Genomic DNA, 22,453 nt, shown 5'->3' with positions numbered 1-22,453 from the left:
ACGTCCGGGCATGGAAACGTCCACACGACAGCGGACGGATGGCCCGGTTCGGTCGACGCTCGTCGGCATCGGGCTGGCGGTGCTCGGACTGGTCGCCTCGCAGTTCACGTCGCTTCCGGCCGCGCTTCTCGACTCGACGTTGCTCACCAACCCGGGTGGCGCATCCAACCTCGCGACGTTCGTCTTTCTCACCCTGAACTTCGCCGGCTTCGTCCTCGTCGGCGGGGCCTACCTCTGGTGGACGGACCGCGGCTGGGGATGGCTGGATCTCGAGGTGCCGACGCGGCGCGGCTGGAGCTACATCGGCCTCGGCATCGTCGCCAGTATCGCGTTCGTCATGGTCGTCAACACGGTCGCAACGGTCCTCGAACTGCCCTCGTCCGAGAATCAAGTCATCACGCTGGTCGGGGACGATCCGACCATGGTCCTGCTCATGATCGTCATCGTCTTCCTCTTTAACGCCCCCGCCGAAGAGTTCCTGTTCCGGAACGTCATTCAAAAGCGCCTGTACGCCGCGTTCAGCCGGATGGGCGCGGTCGTGGCGACGAGTCTCATCTTCGCGGTGCTTCACATCCCTTCGTACGCCATCGCGATGGACGGCACCTTCGCCCCACCCGGCGCGATCGCCGTCTCGCTCGCCGTCGTCTTCGGCGGCGCGCTCATCTTCGGCACCCTCTACGCGAAGACCGACAACCTCTTCGTCCCGATCGCGGCCCACGCCGCGTTCAACGCGATCCAGTTCGGCATCCTCTATCTCGTGCTTCGATACGCCCCCGACGAACTCGAGACCGCGACGGCTGTGTCGCTCGAAACCGGCCTGGCAATCCTGCCGCTGTAGGCCGTCGCCGACCGCGGTCCCGCCCCGTTTATTAGCTCCCGCCGGTGATCCTTCCGTATGTCTCAGGCGAAGGGCGACCGCCGCGAACGCGAACTCGTCAACGAACTCGACGAGGCTGGCTTCGCGGTGATGCGTGCGCCCGCAAGCGGCTCGGCGACGGAACGCGAACTTCCCGACGTACTCGCCGGCGATAGCGAACAGTTCTACGCGATCGAGGCCAAGTCGAGTTCAGGAGATCCGATCTATCTCACCGGGGAAGAGGTCGAGGCGCTGATCTACTTCGCCCAGAATTTCGGCGCGAAGCCCCGCATCGGGGTTCGATTCGACCGCGAGGACTGGTACTTCTTCCACCCCGCAGATCTCCACGTTACCGACGGCGGAAACTATCGGGTCAAAAAGGAGACGGCGCTGGCCGAGGGCACCGACTTCGCCGAGTTCGTCGGCGCGTCCGAGAAGGTGACCCTCGACGAGGTCGGTACGGCGGAAGACGACGGCCCGGACGAGGACGTGCTTCGGGTACTCAACGCGGTCGAGCAGGGCGTGATGGGAGTCGAGGAGGCAGCAGACGCGCTCGAGTAGAGTGTGTCAACACCCAACTCTCAACGCTGCTAGTCCGATTCCGCCGCGATTTCGCGTACTCGGTCGGGATCGATCGGTTCGTAGCGAACGATGGGGTCGTACGCTTCGAGCGCGAACCGGTCACCGCTCGTGATACCGCGCGCCTCCCGGTCCGCGAGTTCGGTTGCGACGAATCGCTGGGCGACGAGCGCCAGCCGGCCGTTTCCGTCGTCGAGTTCTCGCTGGGCGCTCTCGAGCAACAGCGCCGCCGTGAAGACGTCGAACAGGTAGTGCGCCAGCCGTTTGGCCGACAGTTGCGCGTACTCGTCGTCCGCGCCGGCGAGCGTCGCGAGCGCGGTTAGCAGGTCGTGGTACTCGTCCTCGACTGTCGCCGCGGTGTCCGCGAGCGCCGGGTGCGAGACGGTTTCGAGTCGCGCCTCGATCGCCGCCTGCAACGGTTCGTGGGCGTCCTCGCGGGAGAGCGCCCGGAGCACGTCGAGCGAGAGGACGTTCTCGGTGCCCTCCCAGATCGGCAGGACCTGCGCGTCCCGAAGCAGGCGGTTGGTGACGAAATCGTTCACGTAGCCGTTGCCGCCGTGGATCTCCATCCCGTAGGAGGCCGTCTCGACGGCCATCCGAGCGGTTCGGGCCTTGGCGATGGGGATCAACAGCCGCATGAGCCGATAGGCGTCGTCGGCTGTCTCACCAGCGCGCTCGGCACGCTCGCGTTCGGAAAGCAACCGTGCCGCCTCGAAGACGTAGGTCGTTGCGGCCTCGTGGGTGACGGCCATGTCGACGAGATCAGCCCGCATCAGCGGATACTGATCGATTGTCTCGCCGAAGGCCTCTCGGTTCGCGGCGTAGATCTTGCTCTCCAGCAGCACCCGGCCAATGATTCCGCAAGAAGCCGCCGCGTTCGACAGGCGCTCGAGATTGAGCATCTCGGCCATCTGCCGGAAGCCGTTCTCCGTCTCGCCGACGAGAAGCGCCTTCGCGCCGGTGAACTCGACCTCGCCGGTCGGCACCGAGATGGTGCCGAGTTTGTCCTTCAACCGCCGGTAGAGCTGATCGTTGACCGCCTCGGAAGAGAGCGGGCCGTCCTCGAGCCGCTGTCCCTTGGTCAGCGGGCCGTTCTGACCCGAACGATCGGGGTCGGCGTGGGGAACGAGAAACATCGAGAGTCCGGCGGTTCCGTCGGATGCGTCCGCGGTTCGGGCGAGCGCGAGCGTCCCCTCGGCGTCGATATTCGAACAGAACCACTTCTCGCCGAAGAGTCGCCAGCAATCCGCTTCATCGTCCCACTCGGCGCGGGTTTCGTTCGCACCGACATCGCTGCCGCCCTGTTTCTCGGTGAGGAACATCGCCCCCTCGATCAGATCGTCGTACTCGCGGCTCGTCAGCGCCTCGTAGAACGGGGCGTGCTCGTCGCCGCCGAACTTCTCGAGGACGAGCGCGGCACCGGCGGTCATCGCGACCGGGCAGTCGAATCCCGGATCGGCGTAGCTAAGCAGGCACTGCATGGCGAGGTTGTGCGCCAGTCCCATCGGCTCGTCGCGCCCCGGCGGCGCTTCGAACGCGTCCGCGACGATCCCCCGCTCGTAGGCCAGCCGCTCGTTCTCGTACTGGCGTTCCGGGTAGCGGACCAGGTTCTGTACCTCGCCGTCCCTGTCGTAGGGCTCGAGTTCAGGTCCGTGATCGTCGATGTCGTCAGCGTTGGTCGCGATGGTGTGCCCGACGGTCTCGCCGAAGTCGGCGAGACGGGGCTCGGCCCAGGTGAACTCGTCGTCGGTATAGACCCGCCGCACTTCGCGTCTGAGCGTTCGGTCGAGGGTCCAGTAGTTGATGCCCCGCCCGTCGCTGAACTCGGCGTAGTCGATCCCTTCGTCCATACTCGCAATTGTTACCGTGACTCAATAAAATGGGCGTAACAAAACGGATTGTGCGTTTCGTCGCGTTTTCGCTGGGAGGGATTCGCTCGCTACTGAGATCGCTTCTCGAGGCGTGTTCGCGGGAAGACGTATACCTGTAGCGAGGCGGGGACGACGCCGTTCGCCTTCACGCTCGCGTGCGGATAGATTGCGCCGACGACGGGGACGTCCGGGTCGTAGGCCTCGTTCGTCCCGTACTCGGCGACGGTGCGGCCGGTCGTCTCGATCCGAACGGCGTCGGCGCGTCGGTCGGAAACGTCGACGACGGTGAGCCGGTCGCCCGTTTCGCGGTCGACGACCGTGTCGCCCGGCCAGATCGCGTGGTCATCGCAGTAGACCGGACCGCTGTCGGCGTCGTCTTCGTCGACGAAGACCGCGGTTTCGCAGTCGTGACACTGGACGGCGAGTTCACCCGGCGGCGGGGTGCGCCCGTCCGTAATCTCGATCGCAACGCGGCGGATGTGCTTACAGCGGACGCCGCGGAAGACGTGATCGGGACAGGTGCATCGACCGCCGGTGAGATCGACGAGGTAGGTGTGATCGCTGGCGGATTCGACCTCGTAGAGGCCGTCCCCGAGCGGGAGGACGGACATCGGCTCGGTTCGTGCGCGGCGCGAGCGCTGCTCGAGCGTGTCGGTGGACGGTGCTGGAAGTGTCGCTTTCGGTGACGCTGTTGTTTTCATGGATGCGTCAAGAGTGGTGCTGATGGTCGGGTTGCTATTCAACGAGTGTAGGGGCTCAAGGCCTATAACGGGTGTGTTCGTTCGAATTGCTGACTTTCGAACGTGGCTGACCATCGAGGTTCGTGATAGTATTCGCGACTCTCCGCGGTCATAACTGACAACCGGGCGGTGCGAGCATCGACCGGCGGCGCACAATAGGTGAGTTCTAAGAGGATGGCACCGTTCTCCTCGATATGGGACTGCTGGACGGACTCCGTGCCGCCCTCGGATTGCGCGCCGAGACCGACGCCAGACGCGACGCCGACCCCGAGGACCTCTTCGGGATGAGCACCGCCTACCTGACGATGGAGGCGGAGTTGGGCTACCGGTCGCTCGACGTCGGCGCGCTCTGTTTCTCCGGCGTCGACTCGCGAAGCTTTCGCGACACCGTCGCGGAGGTCGAGTCCATTCTTGAGGCCGGCCAGAAAGACACCGGAACCGAGTTCACCGTCACGGACGACGACCACGGCTATCACTGGGTCGTGCTCAGAGACACCGATCCGGAGGATCTGATCACAAGTATGCACTTCGCGGCGGACACGTTCATCGAACGCGACTACGGGTCGCGCCTGCTCGCAGCCGTGTTCGCGTACGAAAACAGCGACGGGCCGGCGTACTGGATCTACTCGTTCCGTCGCGGCGCGTACTATCCGTTCGCTCCACGCGCCGGCCGAGAGCGCGATTCGAGTACCGAGTTCAAACTCGAGTCGACGCTGGACGGCGAATTAGAGATCGAAAGCGAGAAGGAATACTGGTATCCGCTCTGGCCGAGCCAGCAGGGAACCCACCCCTGGGAGTAGGCGAACGGGTTGAACGAGGTCGAACCAAATATATTTGGCATCACGCACTTGTCACACAAGCCCATACGAAATGATACGGCAGGCTTGCCACATCATCCCCACCACACCACTTCACATCCGAACTGCGCCATACACAGTTCGTCGCCTGCCGCATACCACTTCCTTTCCATCCCCTTCGATAGCTGATAGCTGACTCGATAGTCAGTAGTGACTCATCGAGCCGTCTCTCGTGACCGGTTCCCTATCGCGGACCGAAGGAGTGTTTTGCATCGAAGACTTCCTAGAGAGCAATGAGTCACCAGCATCTCGAGGCGCTCGATGTCGCGGCTATCCGCGAGGAGTTCCCGATCCTCCAGCGCGAGTTCGACGGCCAGCAGGTCGTCTACCTCGACAACGCGGCGACGACCCAGACGCCGGACCCGGTCGTCGACGCGATCAGCGACTACTACCGGCGGTACAACGCGAACGTCCACCGCGGGATCCACCACCTGAGCCAGGAGGCCTCGATCGCCTACGAGGAGGCCCACGACCGCGTGGCCGAGTTCATCAACGCGGACGGCCGCGAAGAGATCGTCTTCACCAAGAACACGACTGAGGCGGAGAACCTCGTCGCGTACTCGTGGGGACTGAACGAACTCGGCCCCGAAGACGAGATCGTCCTCACGGAGATGGAACACCACGCCTCGCTGGTCACCTGGCAACAGATCGGCAAGCGAACCGGAGCCGACGTGAAGTACATCCGGGTGCAAGAGGATGGCCGTCTGGACGCGGAGCACGCCCGCGAACTGATCACCGACGACACCGCGATGCTCTCGGCGGTCCACGTCTCGAACACGCTCGGCACCGTCAACCCCGTCTCCGAACTCGTCGACATTGCCCACGAGCACGACGCGCTCGCGTTCATCGACGGCGCGCAGGCCGTTCCCACCCGGCCGGTCGATGTCGAGGATATCGGTGCGGACTTCTACGCGTTCTCCGGACACAAGATGTGCGGTCCGACCGGTATCGGCGTCCTCTACGGCAAGGAGCACCTGCTTGCCGAGATGGAGCCGTACCTCTACGGCGGCGACATGATCAAGAAGGTGACCTTCGAGGATGCAAAGTGGAACGACCTCCCCTGGAAGTTCGAGGCCGGCACCCCCCTCATCGCGCAGGGAATCGCGCTCGCCGCCGCCATCGACTACGTCGAGGAGATCGGCATGGACCGCATCCGGGCCCACGAGGAAGCCCTCGCGGAGTACGCCTACGAGCGACTCGCCGAATTCGACGACATCGAGATTTACGGCCCCGAGCCCGGACCGGACCGAGGCGGCCTCGTCGCCTTCAACCTCGACGATGTCCACGCCCACGACCTCGCCTCGATCATGAACGACTACGCCGTCGCGATCCGGGCGGGCGACCACTGCACCCAGCCGCTCCACGACAAACTCGGCGTCGCCGCCTCGGCTCGCGCCTCGTTCTACATCTACAACACCCGCGAGGAGATCGACAAACTGGTCACCGCGTTGGACGACGCCCGGCAGCTGTTCGCCTGACGATCACTGCTCCCACCGAACCGTCCGGTTCTGTTGGTGAGAGTCACCGTCTATCGGATACGCCGTTCTCAACGAGTCAATACGCTGGCGATTGCGCGGGTTGGCTCTGCCACCGATCCGAGCACGACCGATCAGCATCCAGCAGCGGAGCGCTTATCGGAGTCCCCCGAAAACGCGACCGACATGATAGAACTCGAGACCGTCCGTAATCGCGCCAAACCGTACTTCGAAGACGCGCCGCCCGCCCACGACTGGCACCACGTCCAGCGCGTCGAAGAACTCGCGGAAACGCTCGTCGAACGCCACCCCGAGCCGGAGACGGTCGACGAACGCGTCGTCTCCCTCGCCGTCCTCCTCCACGATATCGGCCGCGAGCGGGAGGACCGCGGCGAGATCGACGACCACGCGACCTGGGGCGCATGGGAAGCGGGCGAGATCCTCCGCGAGTTCAGCGCGACCGACGAGACGGTTTCGCAGGTCAAACACTGCATCCGCGCCCATCGGTACTCGAACGATGTCGACCCCGAAACGGTCGAAGCCGAACTCGTCTCCGACGCGGACAACCTCGATGCGCTCGGGGCGGTCGGCATCGGCCGCGTCTTCGCCCACGGTACCGCAATCGACTCGCCGATGTACGATCCGGCCCTCCCGGTGGCCGACGACGAGGCGGCGGCCGGCACGACGCAGTACAATCACCTCCACAAGAAGATCCTCGACCTACCGGCACGCATGTACACCGACGCCGGCCGCGAACTCGCCGCGGCGCGCGCGGCGTTCGTCCGCGAGTTCATCGCGCAGTTCGATGCGGAAGTCGCCGGCGAGCGGTAGCGTGATCGGTCGGTCGTTCACGGACCTATCAGGCACGATTCTAGAACTGGCACAGCGTTTTTGATTCTCAGGCCGGTACGTACCGGTGCCGAGGTGAGAATCAATGTACGAGAAACGTATCGGGAGTCCGCAACGCGACCCGTTCGATGTCCTGGTCGACGGTCTCGCCGCGGCCGATCGGTACGATTTCATCCTCGGGATCATTCCGATCGCATTCGCGGTTGCACTGGTCGTCGCGACCGTCGCAAACGTGCCGGTGACGCAGCCGCTCGCCGTCGCCGCGCTCGTCGGCATCGTCGCCATCGTCGATGCCTGTTATCGCAACCCGCCGATCGACCAGGGATCGACGTAACGGCGTGATATCGACTGCCAACATGCAACCGTTTTCCGGCGCGCGATCGCCGGTCTCGTCCGGCGAGCGTCGCCCCGGAACCCTTTTACAGGGCACTGGCATATCCGTACACACCGATGGGACTGGGTTCGGATATGTACCGACAGCAGATCCTCGATCACTACAAGAGCCCCCGCAACTACGGGGAACTCGAGGATCCAACGTTTACCCACGTCGGCGAGAACCCGATGTGCGGCGACGAGATTCGTATGGATGTCAAACTCGATGACGACGAGGAAACCATCGAGCGAGTCGCCTTCTCCGGCGACGGCTGTGCTATCAGTCAGGCCTCCGCGAGCATGCTCTCGGGTGAACTCCACGGCAAAACCGTCGACGAACTCCTCGAGATGGACCGTGACGATGTCATCGACATGCTCGGCGTCGATATCTCGCCGATGCGCGTCAAATGTGCCGTCCTCGCGGAGAAAGTCGCCCAGGACGGTGCCGAAATTTATCAGGGTGAACTCGACGTGGAGAAGACGACGACCGAGGACTAAGAACTGCGGACTGCGGGCTGACCGCCACACACTCGTTCTACCGCCGTCTCGATTTCGATTCGAACCGTAAGAACTCGAGAGTTCGGGTTCGGGTCACCGTACCCTGCCGCGTGATCCCGAGTTGGAAGTGTTGTGTAGCGAGTGCGCTCGATCGGTCATTTCGGACGCTGGTGCGTCGCTGGCGGATATCGAAGCACGAATGCACAACGCGCAAAACGACTGCAATGAGAGAGATGGCCAAAACGGCAGTACAGTAGTTACTCTGCTTTCAGCCCGCCGTCTTGGACACGCATAACCGCCTCGCCGTCGGCGAGGTTCGGCGCGTCGACCAGGCGGACGATCCGCTTGTCACCTTTGGACTTGCGGAGGTACATTCGGAAGGTCGACTTGTGGCCGAGGATATTGCCACCGATCGGCTGGGTCGGGTCGCCGAAGAACGAGTCCGGGTTCGAAGCAACCTGGTTCGTCACGATGACGGCCGTGTTGTAGAGGTTGCCGACCTTGTCCAGATCGTGGAGGTGCTTGTTGAGCTTCTGCTGGCGCTCTGCGAGTTCACCGCGGCCGACGTACTCGGCGCGGAAGTGGGCGGTCAGCGAGTCGACACAGAGGAGGCGAATCGGGTACTCGGCCTCTTCGTGCTCGCTGGCCAGTTCCTTTGCCTTCTCGGCCAACAGCATCTGGTGGTTGGAGTTGAACGCCTTCGCGACGTGGATCTTGTCGAGGATGTCCTCGACGAGTTCGTCGACGGCGGCCTCGTCGGCGGCCGAGCCTTCGATGTCGCGGTCTTCGAGCGTCGCGTTGATAACGTCATCCGAGAGACCGCGGACCATGTCGTCGATGCGCTCGGGGCGGAACGTGTCCTCCGAGTCGACGAACATCGCAGCACCGTGGAGGCCGCCGACCTCCTTGGGAAGCTGGACGTTGACGGCCATCTGGTGGGTGACCTGGGATTTCCCCGCACCGAACTCGCCGTAGACTTCGGTGATCGACTGGGTTTCGATACCGCCGCCGAGGAGGTCGTCGACCTCGTCGACCTGCCAGCTCAGTTTGCCGATTTTGTTCCGTCGTTCGAGCACCGTCGAGCCGGTTTCGAAGCCGCCGACATCGGCGGCGTCGCGGGCGGCGTTGACGATGTCGGCTGCAGTGGAGTCGCCGACATCGGCGGTGTTCGAGAGTTCAGCGGGGGCGGCGACGGCGAGGCTCTGGAAGGAGTCAAAGCCCGCGTCGTGGAGTTTGTCTGCGGTTGCCGGTCCAACGCCGGGGAGTTCCTCGAGGTCTGCGTCTGCCATACTCCGTCGTTGTCCCGGCGACCCCATAAACCCTCGTTAACAGGGAAGTGAAAGTGAAAGTGAGGGCAAGCGGCGGGGTAGACAACGATGAGACTAGAGGTTAAAGAGTGAAGGCGGCGAGAACGAGACGATCAACTTGTCGACGCGTCGGCGGGTGACCACTCGAAGCAGGTGAGACGGTCGCCGCTGGCGACGTAGAGGCGCTGTTCGGCAAGTGCGGGCGTGTTCGTGATCGCCCCCTCGAGTTGGGTGTGCCACCGGTGGCTCCAGTCGTCGGCGAGGTCGATACCGTAGAGCGAGCCGGTCGTATCCCCGACACAGAGGATGGTTCCAGCGACGACGGGGCTCGCGCTGACGGTGCCATCCAGCGCGACGCCCTTTTTCGAGAACAGCCAGCCGCGACGCTTTCGCCGGCCGACGGTCGTATCAGTGACGTGGGCATAGCCGTCGGCAGCGCCGACGATCGTTGCCTCATCCTGTGTGAGTACCGTGACGCCGGAGGTGAACTCGTCGGCGATGGAATAGGTGAACCAGGTCTGGCCGGTGTCGGCGTTCAACGCGAGGAGGGTGCCGCCGTCGTCGGCGACGTAGACGCGTCCGCCGGCGACCGTGGGTCCGGCGGGAACGTCGCCGTTCGTGGGGGCAGACCAGAGTTTGGTCCCAGTTCGTGCCTCGAGACACTCGACCGTGCCGCCCTCAGTGGCAGCGTAGAGCCGGGGGCCATCCCAGGAACGTCGTTCTCGTTCCGAGGGCAGCGGGCTGGTATCTGCGTTATTTCGGTCGAGTTGGTCCAGTCCCAGGTCCTGTATTTGCCGGTCGCGTTCCAACTCCCCGTCGTCGGCGATTGCGGGCGAACCCGTCACAGCTGTCTCGGTTTCGGTGGTCCACCGTTCCCGTCCGGAGGTACCGTCGAGAGCGGTGAGGCCGTCCTCGTGACCAACAGAGAGATCGCCGGTTTCGCCCGAATAGACGGGTGCAGTCGTGAGTTGTGCGGGTACTGTCGTCGCCCAGTGTTGCTCTCCCGTTGCTGGATCGAGGGCGTAGATCGTGCCATCGTCGGTGCCGAGATAGAGGTGTTCGTGAGTGACGATCGGCGCCGGCTCGGTTGCCGCGGTCGTCTCGAAAACCCAGCGCCGATGTCCCGTCTCGCGGTCGAACGCGTAGCAGTTGCCACGGCGTGTGCCGACGAAGACGGTGTCGCGGTCGAGAACCGGTGAGCCGACGTGACCGACGAGATCGGCCGTCCAGGCCACTGTAACCCAGCGTGGATCGGTCACGTCGCGTCGAACGCCGGCGTGGCGATGATCTCCCTCGAACTGTGTCCACGAAGTCACTGCCAGTGACTACTGAGCGAGCCGGGATAATGCATGCGGCCCGGTGTCGCAGACGAACGCCGCCGCTGGAACGACGAGAGAACGACAAGCAGAACCCGGCAGCTGAGAGCGGAACCGGAATACGGCACCGTTCGCGATCGTGATCCCCGTTAGATGACGACTGATCGCCTGCCGTATCCGCTACTGGTGAGGCGACTCGATAGGCGCAGTGTCTACAGAATGTGGAACGGCCTGCGAATCGAAGATGCTGGTACCGATACGTCTCACAGTCCGCGCCGGTCGTCGGTCTCTACTGTCTCACTTCGAGAATCCGCGCATCACACTCGTTACAGGTAATTGCGTAGACCTGATACGACCGACAGCAGGATTCGACGGTCTCCTCATCGAGCGAAATCGTCCCGTCACAGCCCGGACACTGCTCGACGAACGCCCGGAGTCCGTTCGCCAACTGACTCCGTTGCTCGAGTGACAGTTGCTCCCACTCCGGAACCTCCTCCGAGAGCGCGCGTGAACTCGCGAGATCGGCGACGAGAGCAGCGTCTGACTCCCACTTGGCGGCGACCCTGTCCTCCACGCGAGCACGAACCGGCGACGTTGCGTCGTCGGGGTGGTCGATCGATACCGACGCCGGCTCCGTTTCGAGAAACGCCGCAACCTGGCTCGCTCGCTCGCCGTCCTGAATCTCGTCGATCGCCCCCTGCCAGGTCGCCTCGAGGTCGTCCGCAAGACAGAGGTCTTCCTGCTCTTGCTCACCATCGTCCGCCGTTCGCGTGCACGGAACGACGAGTTCGTGGTCGAGGAACCACCGTTCGGGTTCGATCGGTTCGCCGGTTGCGTGAGAGCGAGTGGTATCGGCCCCCGTTTCGGCGGCATCGGTTTCGAGCGTCGAACCGCCCGGTTCGGGTGCCTTGTCGAACTTCGCGAGGAGCCAGTCGGGAAAGTATCGCTTCGTCAGTGCCGGCGTTCCCGGAACGAGGTACCCGCGGAGGCCGATGGCAGCAGCGGAGAGAACGAATACGGCGACCGCAGCGATGGGTGATGCGATCGCAACCGCAACGGTCAGGACACCTGCGATAACGAGATTGACGGCAGTGCAGGGGATACAGCGATTCTCACCGGTGTATTCGGGGTTGTGTATCTGGGCGAGGATTGGAAGCTGCGTGGGTCCCATATTTCACCCATTGTATGAAATTACAAAAACGTTTTCCCGCCGGTAATTGCCGGTACTATATCGGGCTCACGACGACGATTCCGCGATACACGCAGTACACTCAGTGCATCCGCAATAACTGCGCGTGGCGCGTCTCCCCGACATCGAGGACGTTCGCCTCGTCGATAAAGCCTTCCTCGATCGCGAGGGAAACGGCGCGGGTGCCGACGATGTTGGCTACGTCAGCCCGCGCGAGGCTGTCGATCACGACCGATTCGTCGACCTCGTCGCCGCCGTAGAACTCGTCGGTGACCGTCAGGGAGAGGTCCTCGGCTTCGAACGTTTCGCCGAGGATGTCACTGTCGCACACAGCGACGAGCAGTCCTTCCGGAGTCTGTCGTTCAGTCACGCGCATGATCGTATCCGCATCTCGTACGTACTGTGGAGTCGTGACCGTATTTGTGTTTATGGGTGTCTGCGGTCACGGGCGCTGGAGTTCGTTCGTCTCTCGGGTCACCGGAACACCGGGTCACCGTCGTCACTCGAGTTCCCACTCGCGATCGCGGTCGGCTTCGCGACCCGGGTCGCTGAGGTCGTCCACACCGGTCGGCTGGCCTTCCATCTCCCGGCGGTCTTCCATGATCTCCTGTTCGGCCTGTTCGCGCAGTTCGTTTGCCTCCTCCGCGATTTCCTCGGCCTCGTCGTACTCGCCGAGTTCTTCGAGAATCTCGGCTTTCTCTTCTAAGACCTTGGCGTTTCGCAGGCCGAGTCGGATCGCGTTGTCGATACACTGCAGGGCTTCTTCGGCCAGCCCGCGCTCCGAGAGGAAGAACGCGCGGTTGAACCAGCCCTCTGCGAAGCGCTCGTCGATCTCGATTGCGCGTTCGGCGTGCTCTAAGGCCTGGGCCGTCTCGCCGAACTCCCAGAGGGCGTAGGCGAGATTCGTCTCGGCCGTCGCGGCGTGTTCGCTCTGGTCATCGATGTCGAGCGCCTCGCGGTGGGCACCGATCGCCGCGTCCCACTCCTCGAGTTCGGCGTGGGCGACGCCCTTGTTGACCCAGGCTTCCTGTTCGAGTCGCTCGTCGTCGGCGAAGCGGGCGGTCCGCTCGAAGGCGTCGGTCGCCTGCTCGTAGCGGTTGATCTGCATGTAGTTCAGCCCGACGTCGAGCAGTTCGCCAGCGTCGACATCGTCGCTCGCGATCTGCTGGCTATCGAGCGTATCGGTGACGACCCGAGAGTCCACCGGGTCGACCTTCGAGGGGTCGATATCCAGTTCCGGCGGATCGAGATCGAACTCGTCGTAGGGGTCGTCGAACCCCTCGCCTTCGGAGAAACGGTGGTCGCGGGGCTCGTCTCCATCGCCCTCTCGGTCAGTCATTACCAGAATTTGGCGTCGCGGACTGTTAAGGGCTGCGACCTCGGGAGTACAGAGATCACAATCTCCGCGGCGAGGACGAGACCTCGATACGCACGAACCGTCTGTCGTCCGTAGTGCAATCGACTACCGGTTCGGAATGCTCGGCCAGTGCCGCGTCGCTCGATACCGCTTCGAGACGCACGATACAGGGCGGTACCAGTCCCCATCCGTTGAAGGACGTCCCGATCGAAGACGCCGTATGCGCCTCTTCGTCAGCGTCGACCTCCCCGACGACCTCGCGGAATCGGTCGCCGATCTCCAGGACGAGTTCAGCGGCGCGAGCGGCCTCACTTTCACCGACCCCGAGCAGGCCCACGTGACGCTGAAATTCCTCGGCGACGTCGACGGCGAGCGAGTGCCCGACCTCGAATCCGAACTCGAGGCTGCGGTCGCCGACGCCGGCGTCGACCCCTTCACGGTTCGCTACGGCGGCCTGGGCGTCTTCCCGAGTCTCGAGTACATCAGCGTGGTCTGGTTCGGCACCGAAACCGGCGGCGAGGAACTTACTTCGCTCCACGAAGCCGTCGAGGACCGGACGACCGACATGGGGTTCGAGCCGGAATCGCACGAGTTCACGCCACACGTGACGCTCGCGCGGATGGAGCACGCAGGTGGGAAAGAGTTGGTGCAAGAACTCGTCCGCGAGCGCGAGCCGACGATTGGCGAGGCGCGCGTCGAGGAGGTTCGGTTAACCGAGAGCACGCTCACCGAGGAGGGGCCGGTGTACTCGACGGTGGCGCGGTTCCCGCTCGACGAGTGACCGACTCCACCCGGCTGTGGCCGCCAGTATGCGTCGTTGTGAGTGCGCTATCGGTCGCCTACAGCCACTGTAGCGCCCGCATACGGCACGATAGCCGAACGATACAGCACCGGGAGTGATAGGGACCGATCCCGTAGCCGGACCGGTCGATGGGGAACTCGTCCACGGCGGATCACGGTCCCGACCACCCCGACCACCCTGACCGCACCACCGCGACCGGCAAGCGTGGCTCTCGCATCGGGCGAACCGCCTCGGTCAGCCGCCGCGAGTTCATCGCCGCGGTCGGCGGCGTCGGCGCAGTTTCGATCGTCGGTACGAGCGGAGGTGGCGATGCGCCCGACACCGAGACGCTCCGGATACGTGTCTCTCCGGGACCCATTCCGCCACCCGTCTGGTTCCGATACGGGATTTCGGGCCTGCGACGCGACTGGCCGGTCCCCTTTCGGGAGTGTTTCGCTGCGATCGAAGACGCCATGGCACAGCTCCAAACCTACGCCGTCTCCAACTCCGACCGCATCGATGCCGATTTCGACATTCGCGTCGAGCGCGGCCAATCCGTCCGGTTTCCCCTGCTCGCAACGCCGCGGCCATCCGAACTCGTCCTTCCCTCGCTGGCGACCGTCCTCGACGTCTTTCGCGAGCAGCTTCGGGACCGCGGTGAACTCGGCGGGCCGGCCTGTCACGTGCTGTTTTGCTGGTCCCCGCTCAACTACCGGGTCGGCTACGGCGGGACGATGTCGCCGAACGATCTGGTCGGTGCAACGGGTTCCAACGGAACCGCCGCGGACGGCGCACAGACCGTCGCCAACATCGGGGCAACCGAAGTCTGGGACTCGCGGGCCATCAGCCGGAACATCGCCATTCACGAAGTCTTCCACACGTTGCTCCCGCCTGAACTCGTCGAGGCGGTCGGCGGGACGGACTGTGACCACGACCTCGGGGCCGCGACTCGAGTTCAGACCGGCGGGGACGACCAAGCACTTCGCGTGACGCCGATGGCAACCGCCTACGCCGGCCCGGACGAACTCGGCGGTGGAACGCGCTTTCACGGCACCGGCTGCTACGATCACGACGAGTTCACCCGTCACGACGGCTACGAAGGCGTCGACCGATTCGAGTACACGACGAGGATGAGCGAGGCGACGCTCGCGGTGGCGACGCGGTACCTAGAACGGATCCGGGAGCGACGGCGAGCATGAGAGCGGAGAGACGATGAGGTGAACTCGTACCGTCCACGGACCACTGCTCACCGACCGGTCCCGAAAGATGGACAAGATTTTAAGCCAGCACGGGCTACGTCCGGCTACTATGGGTAAGAAGTCGAAGGGCAAGAAAAAGCGACTTGCCAAACTCGAGAACCAGAACAGCCGCGTTCCGGCCTGGGTTATGATGAAGACGGACATGGAAGTCCAGCGGAACCCGAAACGACGCAACTGGCGGCGTAACGACACTGACGAGTAATACAATGAGTGCAAGTGATTTCGAAGAACGCGTCGTAACCGTCCCGCTGCGGGACGTCAAGAAGGGAGCCAACCACGAGGCCGCGGATCTCGCCATGCGACTCGTCCGTGACCACCTCGCGAAGCACTTTGCGGTCGACGGGGACGCCATCCGACTGGACCCCTCGATCAACGAGGCAGTCTGGTCGAACGGGCGCTCGAACCCGCCACGAAAACTTCGCGTCCGCGCGGCTCGTTTCGACGAAGAGGGTGACGCCGTCGTCGAAGCCGAGGTCGCCGACTAACCACTACACTTGCAACGCCTCGCCTTCGCCGGGTCGGCCTACGTCGGCGTCTTCGCCCGCGCGACCGACTCGTGCGTGCTCGTTCGTCCCGACATCGACGACGACGCCGTCGCCGACCTGACCGACGAACTCGAGGTGCCCGCAATCGAAACGACCGTCGGCGGCTCCTCGACGGTCGGCGCATTAGCGACGGGTAACGAAAACGGCCTGCTCGTCAGCTCTCGCGTCCTCGAGTACGAACGCGAGACGCTCACCGAGGAAGTCGACGTTCCCGTGGCCGAACTGCCGGGCAGTATCAACGCCGCCGGGAACGTCGTCCTCGCGAACGACTACGGGGCCTACGTCCATCCGGACCTGCCTCGAGAGGCAACCCAGATCGTCAAAGAGACGCTCGACGTGCCCGTCGAACGCGGCGATCTCGCGGGCGTCCGAACCGTCGGTACCGCCGCCGTCGCGACAAACGATGGCGTCCTTTGTCACCCCAAGGCAACCGACGAAGAACTCGACGTCTTGGAGGACGTCCTTGACGTCCGAGCCGACGTCGGCACGATCAATTACGGCGCGCCGCTCGTCGGCTCCGGCCTGCTGGCAAACGAGTTCGGCTACGTCGTCGGCCAGGATACGACCGGGCCTGAACTCGGGCGGATCGAAGACGCGCTTGGGTATCTCGACTGATCCGTCACGCCACGGCTCGAGTTGTTTGACGCGGATCCGGACCCGGACCCTGGGAACCGGACGGCTCGTATTCGTTTCTGATAGCGGTTTCGTGACTGTATCGTGTTCGTAACGTGGCTCGCAGTGACGGGTAACCTCGGTGCGTATCTAGCGATGGGACAAAGACCCGGTCTCAGCGCCGCGGTTCCGGGTGCGCTTGCACTGCTCGGATCGGTAGCTCGCGGTCTCCGGTGACCGTCGCCCGCGCTGATTGATACGGTCTGCTGTAACGAGTTACCGGCGCAACCGCGCCCGTCCTGCGGTTGCGCCAAAAATGACTTACAGCAGTCCGTATGAGAGCGTTCGAACCGACGGAACGGAACTCGGCGTGCAGACAGTGGCGGGTGCTAGAGAAGACGTCGACACCTCGGGGTCCGTCGAAGAACGATCACAGCCGGTTCGCGGGCGCAGCCGGAATCGCAACGCTACTGTCGTTCGAATCGGTGGCGGACGACCTCGCTGTCGTCGTCCCACTCGAAGTCGTCATGGGTGCGGGCGAGCAGTTGCCGGTACGCTTCGAGATCGGCCATCCCCTCCGCTCGTGCGTCTTCGTCGGTTAGCTCGCCGAGCGTACGCTCGGTCACGTCGGTCACTTCGAACGTCGTCTCGTCGATGGTAAACGTATCGCCCACTGACGCGTACTGATGGCCGCGGTGGATCTGGGTGACATCACCTTCGAGTACCTGCGTTTGCAGTCGGTCGCTGGGGAGTAACTCGCTCGGGTCGAGTTCGCTCATACCCGTGCGTACGCGGCCCCGGGCAAAATCGGTTGGCACGCAGCGGACGCCCCGCGCTGTTCATATAGTCAATATTTATACTGTCTTCCAACGATACGTTTCGTATGGTCCTCCAATCGGTATTCGCCCGGTTTCGAACCGGGTTCGAGATCGCGAAGGCATCCTTCGGAGTCTTGCGGCGCGAGAAGTGGTTACTCGCGTTCCCAGTGTTGTACGGAGCATCCTGGCTCGTCGGGTTGATCGGCCTCGTTGGCGGGATCGTTGCGGCGCTCTTCGGCGTCGGCTACGGGATGGCGCTCCTAGAGCAGGTCACGAACGTCTCTCCCGGAACCGCCGATGCGGCTGTAACCGTCACGCTGGTCGCCGCCGCGGTCGGGTTCATGTTCGTCGCAACGTCGATTGCGACGTTTTTCAGCGCGGCGCTCGTCCACGCCGTCGGCACCCTCTTTACGGACGAACCGACGGGGATCCGCGCCGGCCTCGCGGGTGCCTGGGAATCGCGCCGGACGATTCTCGCGTGGGGCGTCGTCGGCGCGGCGGTCGGCCTGCTCTTTCGGGCACTCGAGAGTCAGGACGGATTGCCGGCCCAGATCATCAGATCGGTTGCCGGCTTTGCGTGGTTCGCGATGACGTTTTTCATCGTTCCCGTAATCGTCTTTCAGGACGGGAGCGTTCGCGAGTCGATGCGCGAAAGCGTCGGCCTGTTCCGCGAGACGTGGGGGCAGGTCGGTGGCATCAACCTCGGCGTCGGACTCGTACTGCTGCCGCCGATGATCCTCACCGGACTCGCTGGAATCGGCCTGCCGGTGTTCGTCCTCACCGATCCCTGGTCGGTTCTCACGTTCACGCTCGTGCCGACGCTGCTGGTACTCGGTTCGCTCATGGTCGTCTACCAGGCCGCAACCGGAGTCGCAAAGACGGCGCTGTACCAGTACGCACGCGAGGGGACGCTGCCGCCGGAGTTCGACGGCATCGATCCCGATACCCTGACACGGTCTTCCGGACCGGCCAGTGCGCTGAACCAGCCGCCGAATCAAAAGCCCGGCCAGATATAGACGGTAGTAGCCGCTGAAAGTCGGTGCATACCTGGTCGCGCGGCCACCGTGCGACCAGTGTGCAAACGGTTCAGTTGTGTTACAGAGGAACCCCCTCGAAACCCGACTCACACAGTCCGTCTCCCCCGGAGACGATCGGTCGCGTTGTGACGATCGAGACGCCAGTGCCGACGCGGAAATGGCTATGGAAGGGAAGATTCTTCCGACTGCCTGCCGGAGTGATAGCCATGAGTCAGTTTGCGGTCACCGGCCGGTTCACCGTTCGCGACGGCTACGCGGCGGGTGGAACTCGGCTACGGCCGGAAACGAGGCTGTTGCCCGCGAGTACTCCGAGACTCGTTTCGGCAGCCAGCGTGGACTCACGCGCACGGAAATCGAAGACGACTACGACAACGGAGGTTGATGCAGAATGAGCCAACAGCAACTTCAGCAGCTCTCCCAGGAACTGCAAGAGATCGAAGAACAGATCGACGCACTCGAAGCGAACGTCGAAGAAATCCAGCAAGAGCAGACCGAAGTCGACGAGGCCATCGACGCGCTCGACACCCTCGAGAGCGACTCGACGGTACAGGTCCCGCTCGGCGGCGGTGCCTATCTGCGTGCGACCATCGACGATATCGACGAAGCGATCGTCGAACTCGGATCGGACTACGCCGCAGAGTTCGAACAAGACGACGCGGTCGAGGTCCTCGAACGTAAGAAAGAGACCCTCGACGACCAGATCGACGACCTCAACGATGAGATCGGCGATCTCGAAAGCGAAAGTGACGACCTCGAATCGCAGGCCCAGCAACTCCAACAGCAGGCGATGCAACAGCAGATGCAGCAACTTGGCGGGCAGGGCCAGGAGCCCGACGAATAGTCGATACGCAGTAGTCAGTCCGCAGTTCGACGACCGATCGATTCCGTTCCCTGTTACGAACGCAGTACGCAGTTACCGGGTCCAAGTCACCACCGACCGATCACAGCCACCAACAGTTCCAGTCACAGTTACCGTTACCAATGTTCGATAACCTGAAGGAGAAACTCGGAAGCTTCCGCAAGGACGCCGAGGAAGCAGCCGAAGAGAACGTAGAGGAAGTCGACGAGACAGCAGCCGGAGCCGAAGCTGAAGCTGAAGCCGAAGCCGAGGGAGAAGGAGCAAAAGAAGGGGCAGAAGGAAACGAAATCGACCCCGACACTGCCAAAAGCACTGTCGCGGAAGCTTCCCCCACTCAGGACGCTGCCGCCCACGCAACGGACGAGTCCGCCACGTTAGACGACGCTGCAGCCGGTTCGAGTTCAGCGTCGGACCCCAGCGACGGTGGCGAGGAGACCGGGGCCGACTCTCGGTCGGAGCAAGCGCCGGCAACCGACGCGACACCCGGCTCTTCGCCGGGTTCCGAATCAGCATCACAACACGACAACGAGACGACGACACCGGAAGCTGCCACTGACGCCGACGCTGAACTCGAAGCAGACACTGCGTCGGTAGCCGACGAGAGTGGGGGCGAAGGCGAGGGAGAGGACGAAGACGAAGACGAGGCAGAAGCCGACGACACCACCAGTACCGGCTTCGGTCGCAAAGCCAAATCCTTCGTCAAGGGCAAGTTCGTCATCGAAGAGGAAGACCTCGAGGACCCGCTTTACGAACTCGAGATGGCGCTATTGTCGAGCGACGTCGAGATGGGCGTCGCCGAGGAGATCCTCGACAACATCCGCGATGAACTCGTCGGAGAGACGCGTACGTTTACGACTTCGACCGGAGACGTCGTCGAAAACGCGCTTCGAGAGGCGATCCACGACGTGATCAGCGTCGGTCAGTTCGACTTTGACGAGCACATCGCGGTCGAAGACAAGCCGGTCACGATCGTCTTCACCGGCGTCAACGGCGTCGGGAAGACGACCTCGATCGCAAAACTCAGCCGCTACTTCGAGGAGCGGGGGTACTCGACGGTGATGGCAAACGGGGATACCTACCGCGCGGGTGCCAACGAGCAGATTCAGGAACACGCCGACGCGCTCGACACGAAGCTCATCGCCCACGAACAGGGCGGTGATCCCGCTGCAGTGTTGTACGACGCCGTCGAGTACGCCGAAGCCAACGACATCGATGTCGTCCTCGGCGATACGGCGGGGCGACTGCACACGAACGAGGGGCTGATGGACCAACTGGAGAAAATCGACCGTGTCGTCGATCCCGACATGACGCTGTTCGTCGACGAAGCCGTCGCCGGGCAGGACGCGGTCAACCGCGCCCGCGAGTTCAACGACGCGGCCGAAGTCGATGGCGCAATTTTGACGAAGGCGGATGCGGACTCGAACGGCGGGGCGGCGATTTCGATCGCACACGTGACTGGCAAGCCGATTCTGTTCCTCGGTGTCGGTCAGGGGTACGACGATATCGAGCAGTTCGATCCGGACGAGATGGTCGATCGATTGCTCGAGGAAGACGCGTAGCGGGTAACGGGCCGCTCGTTTTGGACCGAAGAGGTGCCGCAAAAGGGCGACGGATGGCGACCGTGGCTGCACTTGGAATCGGCGGCTCGATTACCAAAGGAAACAGCGATCGAAGACGAAATGTATATTGATGTTGTGACTGACTGAAAAGTATGCGCCCTCCTCGATCTCGGCGGTCCCTTCTTGCGACGGTTGCGGCGATAGTTCCATTTACGGCCGGCTGTTCGGAAGCGTGGTTTGACGACCCCGAAACGCCAGCAGAGACGTCGACGACGGTTACTCCCGAATCGTACGACTGTACCGATCTCTCTCGTCCGGAACCCCGTCCCGAGGCCACGTCGTCCGCATCGACATTTGAGGATGGCTCGGCGGAGCAGTCGCTCGAGCCGCTCGAGTATCCGTCGACGCTCCCGGATGCCGAAACGACGACCGGGGCAGCCACACAGTACGCGATCGAGTTCGAGCAGGCGTATCGACAGAACGCACTGCTCGTCGAATACGGGGACCAGACGCGTACGTTCGATCTCTCAGTCACCGATCGGCAGTCGTCACCGGTCGGGGCGGACGGAGAGATAGACAGCAATGTGACCGAAGCGAACGCAGCAGAAACGGAGGAGCCAGCAACGAACGAGACCGAGTCGGCAACGGGATCGGGATCGAACGGCACCCTCGTCTCGCTCGTCTACAACCTGACAACTGAAACAACCGACGGTAACAACACGAAGTGGGGTGTACGAGCGGTTTATTACGTTGGCGAGGTCGTCCTGCGAGCCGTCTACGACGGTATCGCCAACGACCCGACGTTCGATCCCGACCCCCGAGAGCGAGCCCACAGCGAACTCGTCGCCTGCCTCCGATGAACGAGAACAAGACCGAGAGCGAGAGTGAGAACAAGACCAAAATCAATAGCCACTGCCCCATCGGCCCACCGGCGGCAAAACACCAGTAGCTTATGCGCACACCCTCCATAGCCCTCGATATGTCCCGCGGTATCGGCGTGTTCGATCCGATTCAAGAAACCATCCCCGAGTGGGCCGCCATCGTCGTCGCGCTCGTGACGCAACTCGGCGATATCTGGTTTCTCGCGGTCCTCCTCGGCGTGCTCTACTGGCGTCGCCCACGCGAGCGCGGGGAAATCCTCACCGTTGCCGGCCTCGGCCTGGCCGGATTCGCCCTGATTACGACGCTCAAGTACACCTTCGCGCTGCCGCGGCCGGCACACGCGCTCGTTGAACTCGAGACGCTTTCGCCGACGGTCCGCCCGTTGTACGAGTTCACCGGGACGGCGAGCGGCTACGGCTTTCCGAGCGGGCACGCGCTGGTGACGACGGTCGTCTACGGGAGTCTGGCGGTGCGGCTGTCGCTCTGGACGCTGCGACGGCGAGTGCTCGCGGCGGGAACGCTCGTCACGGTGGTCTGTCTCTCCCGGGTCGCCCTCGGCGTGCACTTCGTCGTGGATGTGGTCGCCGGAATCGGGATCGGGCTGGCGTTCCTACTCGCGGTCACGGGCCTGCTGACGCGATATCCGGACGACGAACAGACGGTCGTCTTCGCAATCGCGGCCGCTCTGAGCGTCGCCGCGGTGGTCGCGAGCAGCGCCACCCTCGATTCGATGCTCGTTCTCCTCGGGTCGCTCGGTGCGGTGGTCGGCTGGCGGCTCGTCGGCCGGGAGCGGCTGACAGCGGTTCCGGGAAGCCGGTGACGGCGATGCGGTGAC

At 63.5% G+C, this 22,453-nt stretch carries 25 protein-coding genes; 17 read left to right on the top strand and 8 right to left on the bottom strand.

Features of this window, described 5'->3' with window-relative positions:
* The first annotated feature begins 10 nt into the window (after positions 1–10).
* Both SM755_RS12270 and hjc read left to right on the top strand, forming a co-directional pair.
* Entirely contained in the window at positions 11–838 is an 828-nt protein-coding gene (locus SM755_RS12270; protein ID WP_323172911.1) for a type II CAAX endopeptidase family protein, read from the top strand.
* A 57-nt stretch (positions 839–895) separates the two neighbouring features.
* Entirely contained in the window at positions 896–1,417 is a 522-nt protein-coding gene (gene hjc / locus SM755_RS12265; RefSeq protein WP_323172910.1) for a Holliday junction resolvase Hjc, read from the top strand.
* A 29-nt stretch (positions 1,418–1,446) separates the two neighbouring features.
* On the opposite strand, the gene SM755_RS12260 is transcribed toward hjc, so the two are convergent.
* Positions 1,447–3,285 (bottom strand): acyl-CoA dehydrogenase family protein, encoded by a 1,839-nt coding sequence (locus SM755_RS12260; RefSeq protein ID WP_323172909.1) that lies wholly within the window; start codon positions 3,283–3,285, stop codon positions 1,447–1,449.
* Between the two features lie 89 nt (positions 3,286–3,374).
* Positions 3,375–4,007, bottom strand: coding sequence for an SWIM zinc finger family protein (locus SM755_RS12255; RefSeq protein WP_323172908.1), 633 nt, complete (start codon positions 4,005–4,007; stop codon positions 3,375–3,377).
* 233 nt (positions 4,008–4,240) lie between these two features.
* On the opposite strand from SM755_RS12255, the gene SM755_RS12250 reads away from it, so the two are divergent.
* The 5 genes from SM755_RS12250 to sufU all read left to right on the top strand — a co-directional run bounded on the left by SM755_RS12250 (position 4,241) and on the right by sufU (position 8,097).
* Positions 4,241–4,846: a hypothetical protein gene (locus tag SM755_RS12250; RefSeq protein ID WP_323172907.1), complete on the top strand. Its 606-nt coding sequence runs from the start codon at positions 4,241–4,243 to the stop codon at positions 4,844–4,846.
* Positions 4,847–5,136: 290 nt separating this feature from the next.
* Entirely contained in the window at positions 5,137–6,381 is a 1,245-nt protein-coding gene (locus tag SM755_RS12245) for an aminotransferase class V-fold PLP-dependent enzyme (RefSeq protein ID WP_006665132.1), read from the top strand.
* A 183-nt stretch (positions 6,382–6,564) separates the two neighbouring features.
* Entirely contained in the window at positions 6,565–7,209 is a 645-nt protein-coding gene (locus SM755_RS12240; RefSeq protein ID WP_323172906.1) for an HD domain-containing protein, read from the top strand.
* 103 nt (positions 7,210–7,312) lie between these two features.
* Entirely contained in the window at positions 7,313–7,561 is a 249-nt protein-coding gene (locus SM755_RS12235; RefSeq protein WP_323172905.1) for a hypothetical protein, read from the top strand.
* 116 nt (positions 7,562–7,677) lie between these two features.
* Positions 7,678–8,097 (top strand): Fe-S cluster assembly sulfur transfer protein SufU, encoded by a 420-nt coding sequence (gene sufU, locus SM755_RS12230; RefSeq protein ID WP_323172904.1) that lies wholly within the window; start codon positions 7,678–7,680, stop codon positions 8,095–8,097.
* 257 nt (positions 8,098–8,354) lie between these two features.
* Here the strand turns inward: sufU and radA are convergent, their stop codons facing one another.
* The 5 genes from radA to SM755_RS12205 form a co-directional block, all read right to left on the bottom strand.
* On the bottom strand, positions 8,355–9,386 hold the full coding sequence (radA, locus tag SM755_RS12225; RefSeq protein WP_323172903.1) for a DNA repair and recombination protein RadA: 1,032 nt from the start codon (positions 9,384–9,386) through the stop codon (positions 8,355–8,357).
* A 131-nt stretch (positions 9,387–9,517) separates the two neighbouring features.
* A complete protein-coding gene (locus SM755_RS12220; protein WP_323172902.1) occupies positions 9,518–10,720 on the bottom strand; it encodes a PQQ-binding-like beta-propeller repeat protein in 1,203 nt (400 codons plus the stop codon).
* 289 nt (positions 10,721–11,009) lie between these two features.
* Complete coding sequence (locus SM755_RS12215; protein WP_323172901.1) at positions 11,010–11,891, bottom strand: hypothetical protein; 882 nt, start codon at positions 11,889–11,891, stop codon at positions 11,010–11,012.
* 100 nt (positions 11,892–11,991) lie between these two features.
* Positions 11,992–12,285, bottom strand: a complete 294-nt coding sequence (locus SM755_RS12210; protein ID WP_323172900.1) for a DUF424 domain-containing protein — start codon at positions 12,283–12,285, stop codon at positions 11,992–11,994.
* 123 nt (positions 12,286–12,408) lie between these two features.
* A complete protein-coding gene (locus SM755_RS12205) occupies positions 12,409–13,248 on the bottom strand; it encodes a tetratricopeptide repeat protein (RefSeq protein ID WP_323172899.1) in 840 nt (279 codons plus the stop codon).
* Positions 13,249–13,486: 238 nt separating this feature from the next.
* On the opposite strand from SM755_RS12205, the gene thpR reads away from it, so the two are divergent.
* The 5 genes from thpR to SM755_RS12180 all read left to right on the top strand — a co-directional run bounded on the left by thpR (position 13,487) and on the right by SM755_RS12180 (position 16,466).
* Positions 13,487–14,047: an RNA 2',3'-cyclic phosphodiesterase gene (gene thpR, locus SM755_RS12200; protein WP_323172898.1), complete on the top strand. Its 561-nt coding sequence runs from the start codon at positions 13,487–13,489 to the stop codon at positions 14,045–14,047.
* A gap of 149 nt (positions 14,048–14,196) precedes the next feature.
* Positions 14,197–15,246 carry a hypothetical protein gene (locus SM755_RS12195; protein WP_323172897.1) on the top strand — a complete coding sequence of 350 codons (1,050 nt, stop codon included), beginning with the start codon at positions 14,197–14,199 and terminating at the stop codon, positions 15,244–15,246.
* A 109-nt stretch (positions 15,247–15,355) separates the two neighbouring features.
* Positions 15,356–15,508 (top strand): 50S ribosomal protein L39e, encoded by a 153-nt coding sequence (locus SM755_RS12190; protein ID WP_004267621.1) that lies wholly within the window; start codon positions 15,356–15,358, stop codon positions 15,506–15,508.
* Positions 15,509–15,512: 4 nt separating this feature from the next.
* Positions 15,513–15,791, top strand: a complete 279-nt coding sequence (locus SM755_RS12185) for a 50S ribosomal protein L31e (RefSeq protein WP_006110715.1) — start codon at positions 15,513–15,515, stop codon at positions 15,789–15,791.
* A 9-nt stretch (positions 15,792–15,800) separates the two neighbouring features.
* Positions 15,801–16,466, top strand: a complete 666-nt coding sequence (locus SM755_RS12180; protein ID WP_323172896.1) for a translation initiation factor IF-6 — start codon at positions 15,801–15,803, stop codon at positions 16,464–16,466.
* Positions 16,467–16,930: 464 nt separating this feature from the next.
* Here the strand turns inward: SM755_RS12180 and SM755_RS12175 are convergent, their stop codons facing one another.
* Positions 16,931–17,242, bottom strand: a complete 312-nt coding sequence (locus SM755_RS12175) for an ASCH domain-containing protein (protein WP_323172895.1) — start codon at positions 17,240–17,242, stop codon at positions 16,931–16,933.
* Positions 17,243–17,346: 104 nt separating this feature from the next.
* Here SM755_RS12175 and SM755_RS12170 point away from each other — a divergent pair, with 104 nt between their 5' ends.
* From SM755_RS12170 to SM755_RS12150, 5 genes are all read left to right on the top strand, one after another.
* Positions 17,347–18,297, top strand: coding sequence for a DUF6159 family protein (locus SM755_RS12170; protein WP_323172894.1), 951 nt, complete (start codon positions 17,347–17,349; stop codon positions 18,295–18,297).
* 409 nt (positions 18,298–18,706) lie between these two features.
* Complete coding sequence (gene pfdA / locus SM755_RS12165) at positions 18,707–19,159, top strand: prefoldin subunit alpha (protein ID WP_006665147.1); 453 nt, start codon at positions 18,707–18,709, stop codon at positions 19,157–19,159.
* Positions 19,160–19,299: 140 nt separating this feature from the next.
* On the top strand, positions 19,300–20,736 hold the full coding sequence (gene ftsY, locus SM755_RS12160; RefSeq protein WP_323172893.1) for a signal recognition particle-docking protein FtsY: 1,437 nt from the start codon (positions 19,300–19,302) through the stop codon (positions 20,734–20,736).
* Between the two features lie 152 nt (positions 20,737–20,888).
* Positions 20,889–21,596: a hypothetical protein gene (locus SM755_RS12155; RefSeq protein WP_323172892.1), complete on the top strand. Its 708-nt coding sequence runs from the start codon at positions 20,889–20,891 to the stop codon at positions 21,594–21,596.
* A 119-nt stretch (positions 21,597–21,715) separates the two neighbouring features.
* Entirely contained in the window at positions 21,716–22,438 is a 723-nt protein-coding gene (locus SM755_RS12150; RefSeq protein ID WP_323172891.1) for a phosphatase PAP2 family protein, read from the top strand.
* Positions 22,439–22,453: the final 15 nt, after the last annotated feature.

It is taken from the genome of Natrialba sp. PRR66 (assembly GCF_034808065.1).
Taxonomy (GTDB): Archaea; Halobacteriota; Halobacteria; order Halobacteriales; family Natrialbaceae; genus Natrialba; species Natrialba aegyptia.
Note: the sequence above shows the minus strand (reverse complement) of the source record. Positions and strands in the feature narration are given on the sequence as shown.

Coding starts and splice junctions, on each gene's coding strand:
- pfdA (WP_006665147.1), top strand. CDS start 18,707: ATGAGCCAACAGCAACTTCAGCAGCTCTCCCAGGAACTGCAAGAGATC.
- SM755_RS12150 (WP_323172891.1), top strand. CDS start 21,716: ATGTCCCGCGGTATCGGCGTGTTCGATCCGATTCAAGAAACCATCCCC.
- SM755_RS12195 (WP_323172897.1), top strand. CDS start 14,197: ATGGGGAACTCGTCCACGGCGGATCACGGTCCCGACCACCCCGACCAC.
- SM755_RS12170 (WP_323172894.1), top strand. CDS start 17,347: ATGGTCCTCCAATCGGTATTCGCCCGGTTTCGAACCGGGTTCGAGATC.
- SM755_RS12155 (WP_323172892.1), top strand. CDS start 20,889: ATGCGCCCTCCTCGATCTCGGCGGTCCCTTCTTGCGACGGTTGCGGCG.
- SM755_RS12215 (WP_323172901.1), bottom strand. CDS start 11,891: ATGGGACCCACGCAGCTTCCAATCCTCGCCCAGATACACAACCCCGAA.
- SM755_RS12205 (WP_323172899.1), bottom strand. CDS start 13,248: ATGACTGACCGAGAGGGCGATGGAGACGAGCCCCGCGACCACCGTTTC.
- SM755_RS12210 (WP_323172900.1), bottom strand. CDS start 12,285: ATGCGCGTGACTGAACGACAGACTCCGGAAGGACTGCTCGTCGCTGTG.
- SM755_RS12250 (WP_323172907.1), top strand. CDS start 4,241: ATGGGACTGCTGGACGGACTCCGTGCCGCCCTCGGATTGCGCGCCGAG.
- SM755_RS12240 (WP_323172906.1), top strand. CDS start 6,565: ATGATAGAACTCGAGACCGTCCGTAATCGCGCCAAACCGTACTTCGAA.
- sufU (WP_323172904.1), top strand. CDS start 7,678: ATGGGACTGGGTTCGGATATGTACCGACAGCAGATCCTCGATCACTAC.
- SM755_RS12255 (WP_323172908.1), bottom strand. CDS start 4,007: ATGAAAACAACAGCGTCACCGAAAGCGACACTTCCAGCACCGTCCACC.
- hjc (WP_323172910.1), top strand. CDS start 896: ATGTCTCAGGCGAAGGGCGACCGCCGCGAACGCGAACTCGTCAACGAA.
- SM755_RS12260 (WP_323172909.1), bottom strand. CDS start 3,285: ATGGACGAAGGGATCGACTACGCCGAGTTCAGCGACGGGCGGGGCATC.
- SM755_RS12185 (WP_006110715.1), top strand. CDS start 15,513: ATGAGTGCAAGTGATTTCGAAGAACGCGTCGTAACCGTCCCGCTGCGG.
- SM755_RS12270 (WP_323172911.1), top strand. CDS start 11: ATGGAAACGTCCACACGACAGCGGACGGATGGCCCGGTTCGGTCGACG.
- SM755_RS12175 (WP_323172895.1), bottom strand. CDS start 17,242: ATGAGCGAACTCGACCCGAGCGAGTTACTCCCCAGCGACCGACTGCAA.
- thpR (WP_323172898.1), top strand. CDS start 13,487: ATGCGCCTCTTCGTCAGCGTCGACCTCCCCGACGACCTCGCGGAATCG.
- radA (WP_323172903.1), bottom strand. CDS start 9,386: ATGGCAGACGCAGACCTCGAGGAACTCCCCGGCGTTGGACCGGCAACC.
- SM755_RS12235 (WP_323172905.1), top strand. CDS start 7,313: ATGTACGAGAAACGTATCGGGAGTCCGCAACGCGACCCGTTCGATGTC.
- ftsY (WP_323172893.1), top strand. CDS start 19,300: ATGTTCGATAACCTGAAGGAGAAACTCGGAAGCTTCCGCAAGGACGCC.
- SM755_RS12190 (WP_004267621.1), top strand. CDS start 15,356: ATGGGTAAGAAGTCGAAGGGCAAGAAAAAGCGACTTGCCAAACTCGAG.
- SM755_RS12245 (WP_006665132.1), top strand. CDS start 5,137: ATGAGTCACCAGCATCTCGAGGCGCTCGATGTCGCGGCTATCCGCGAG.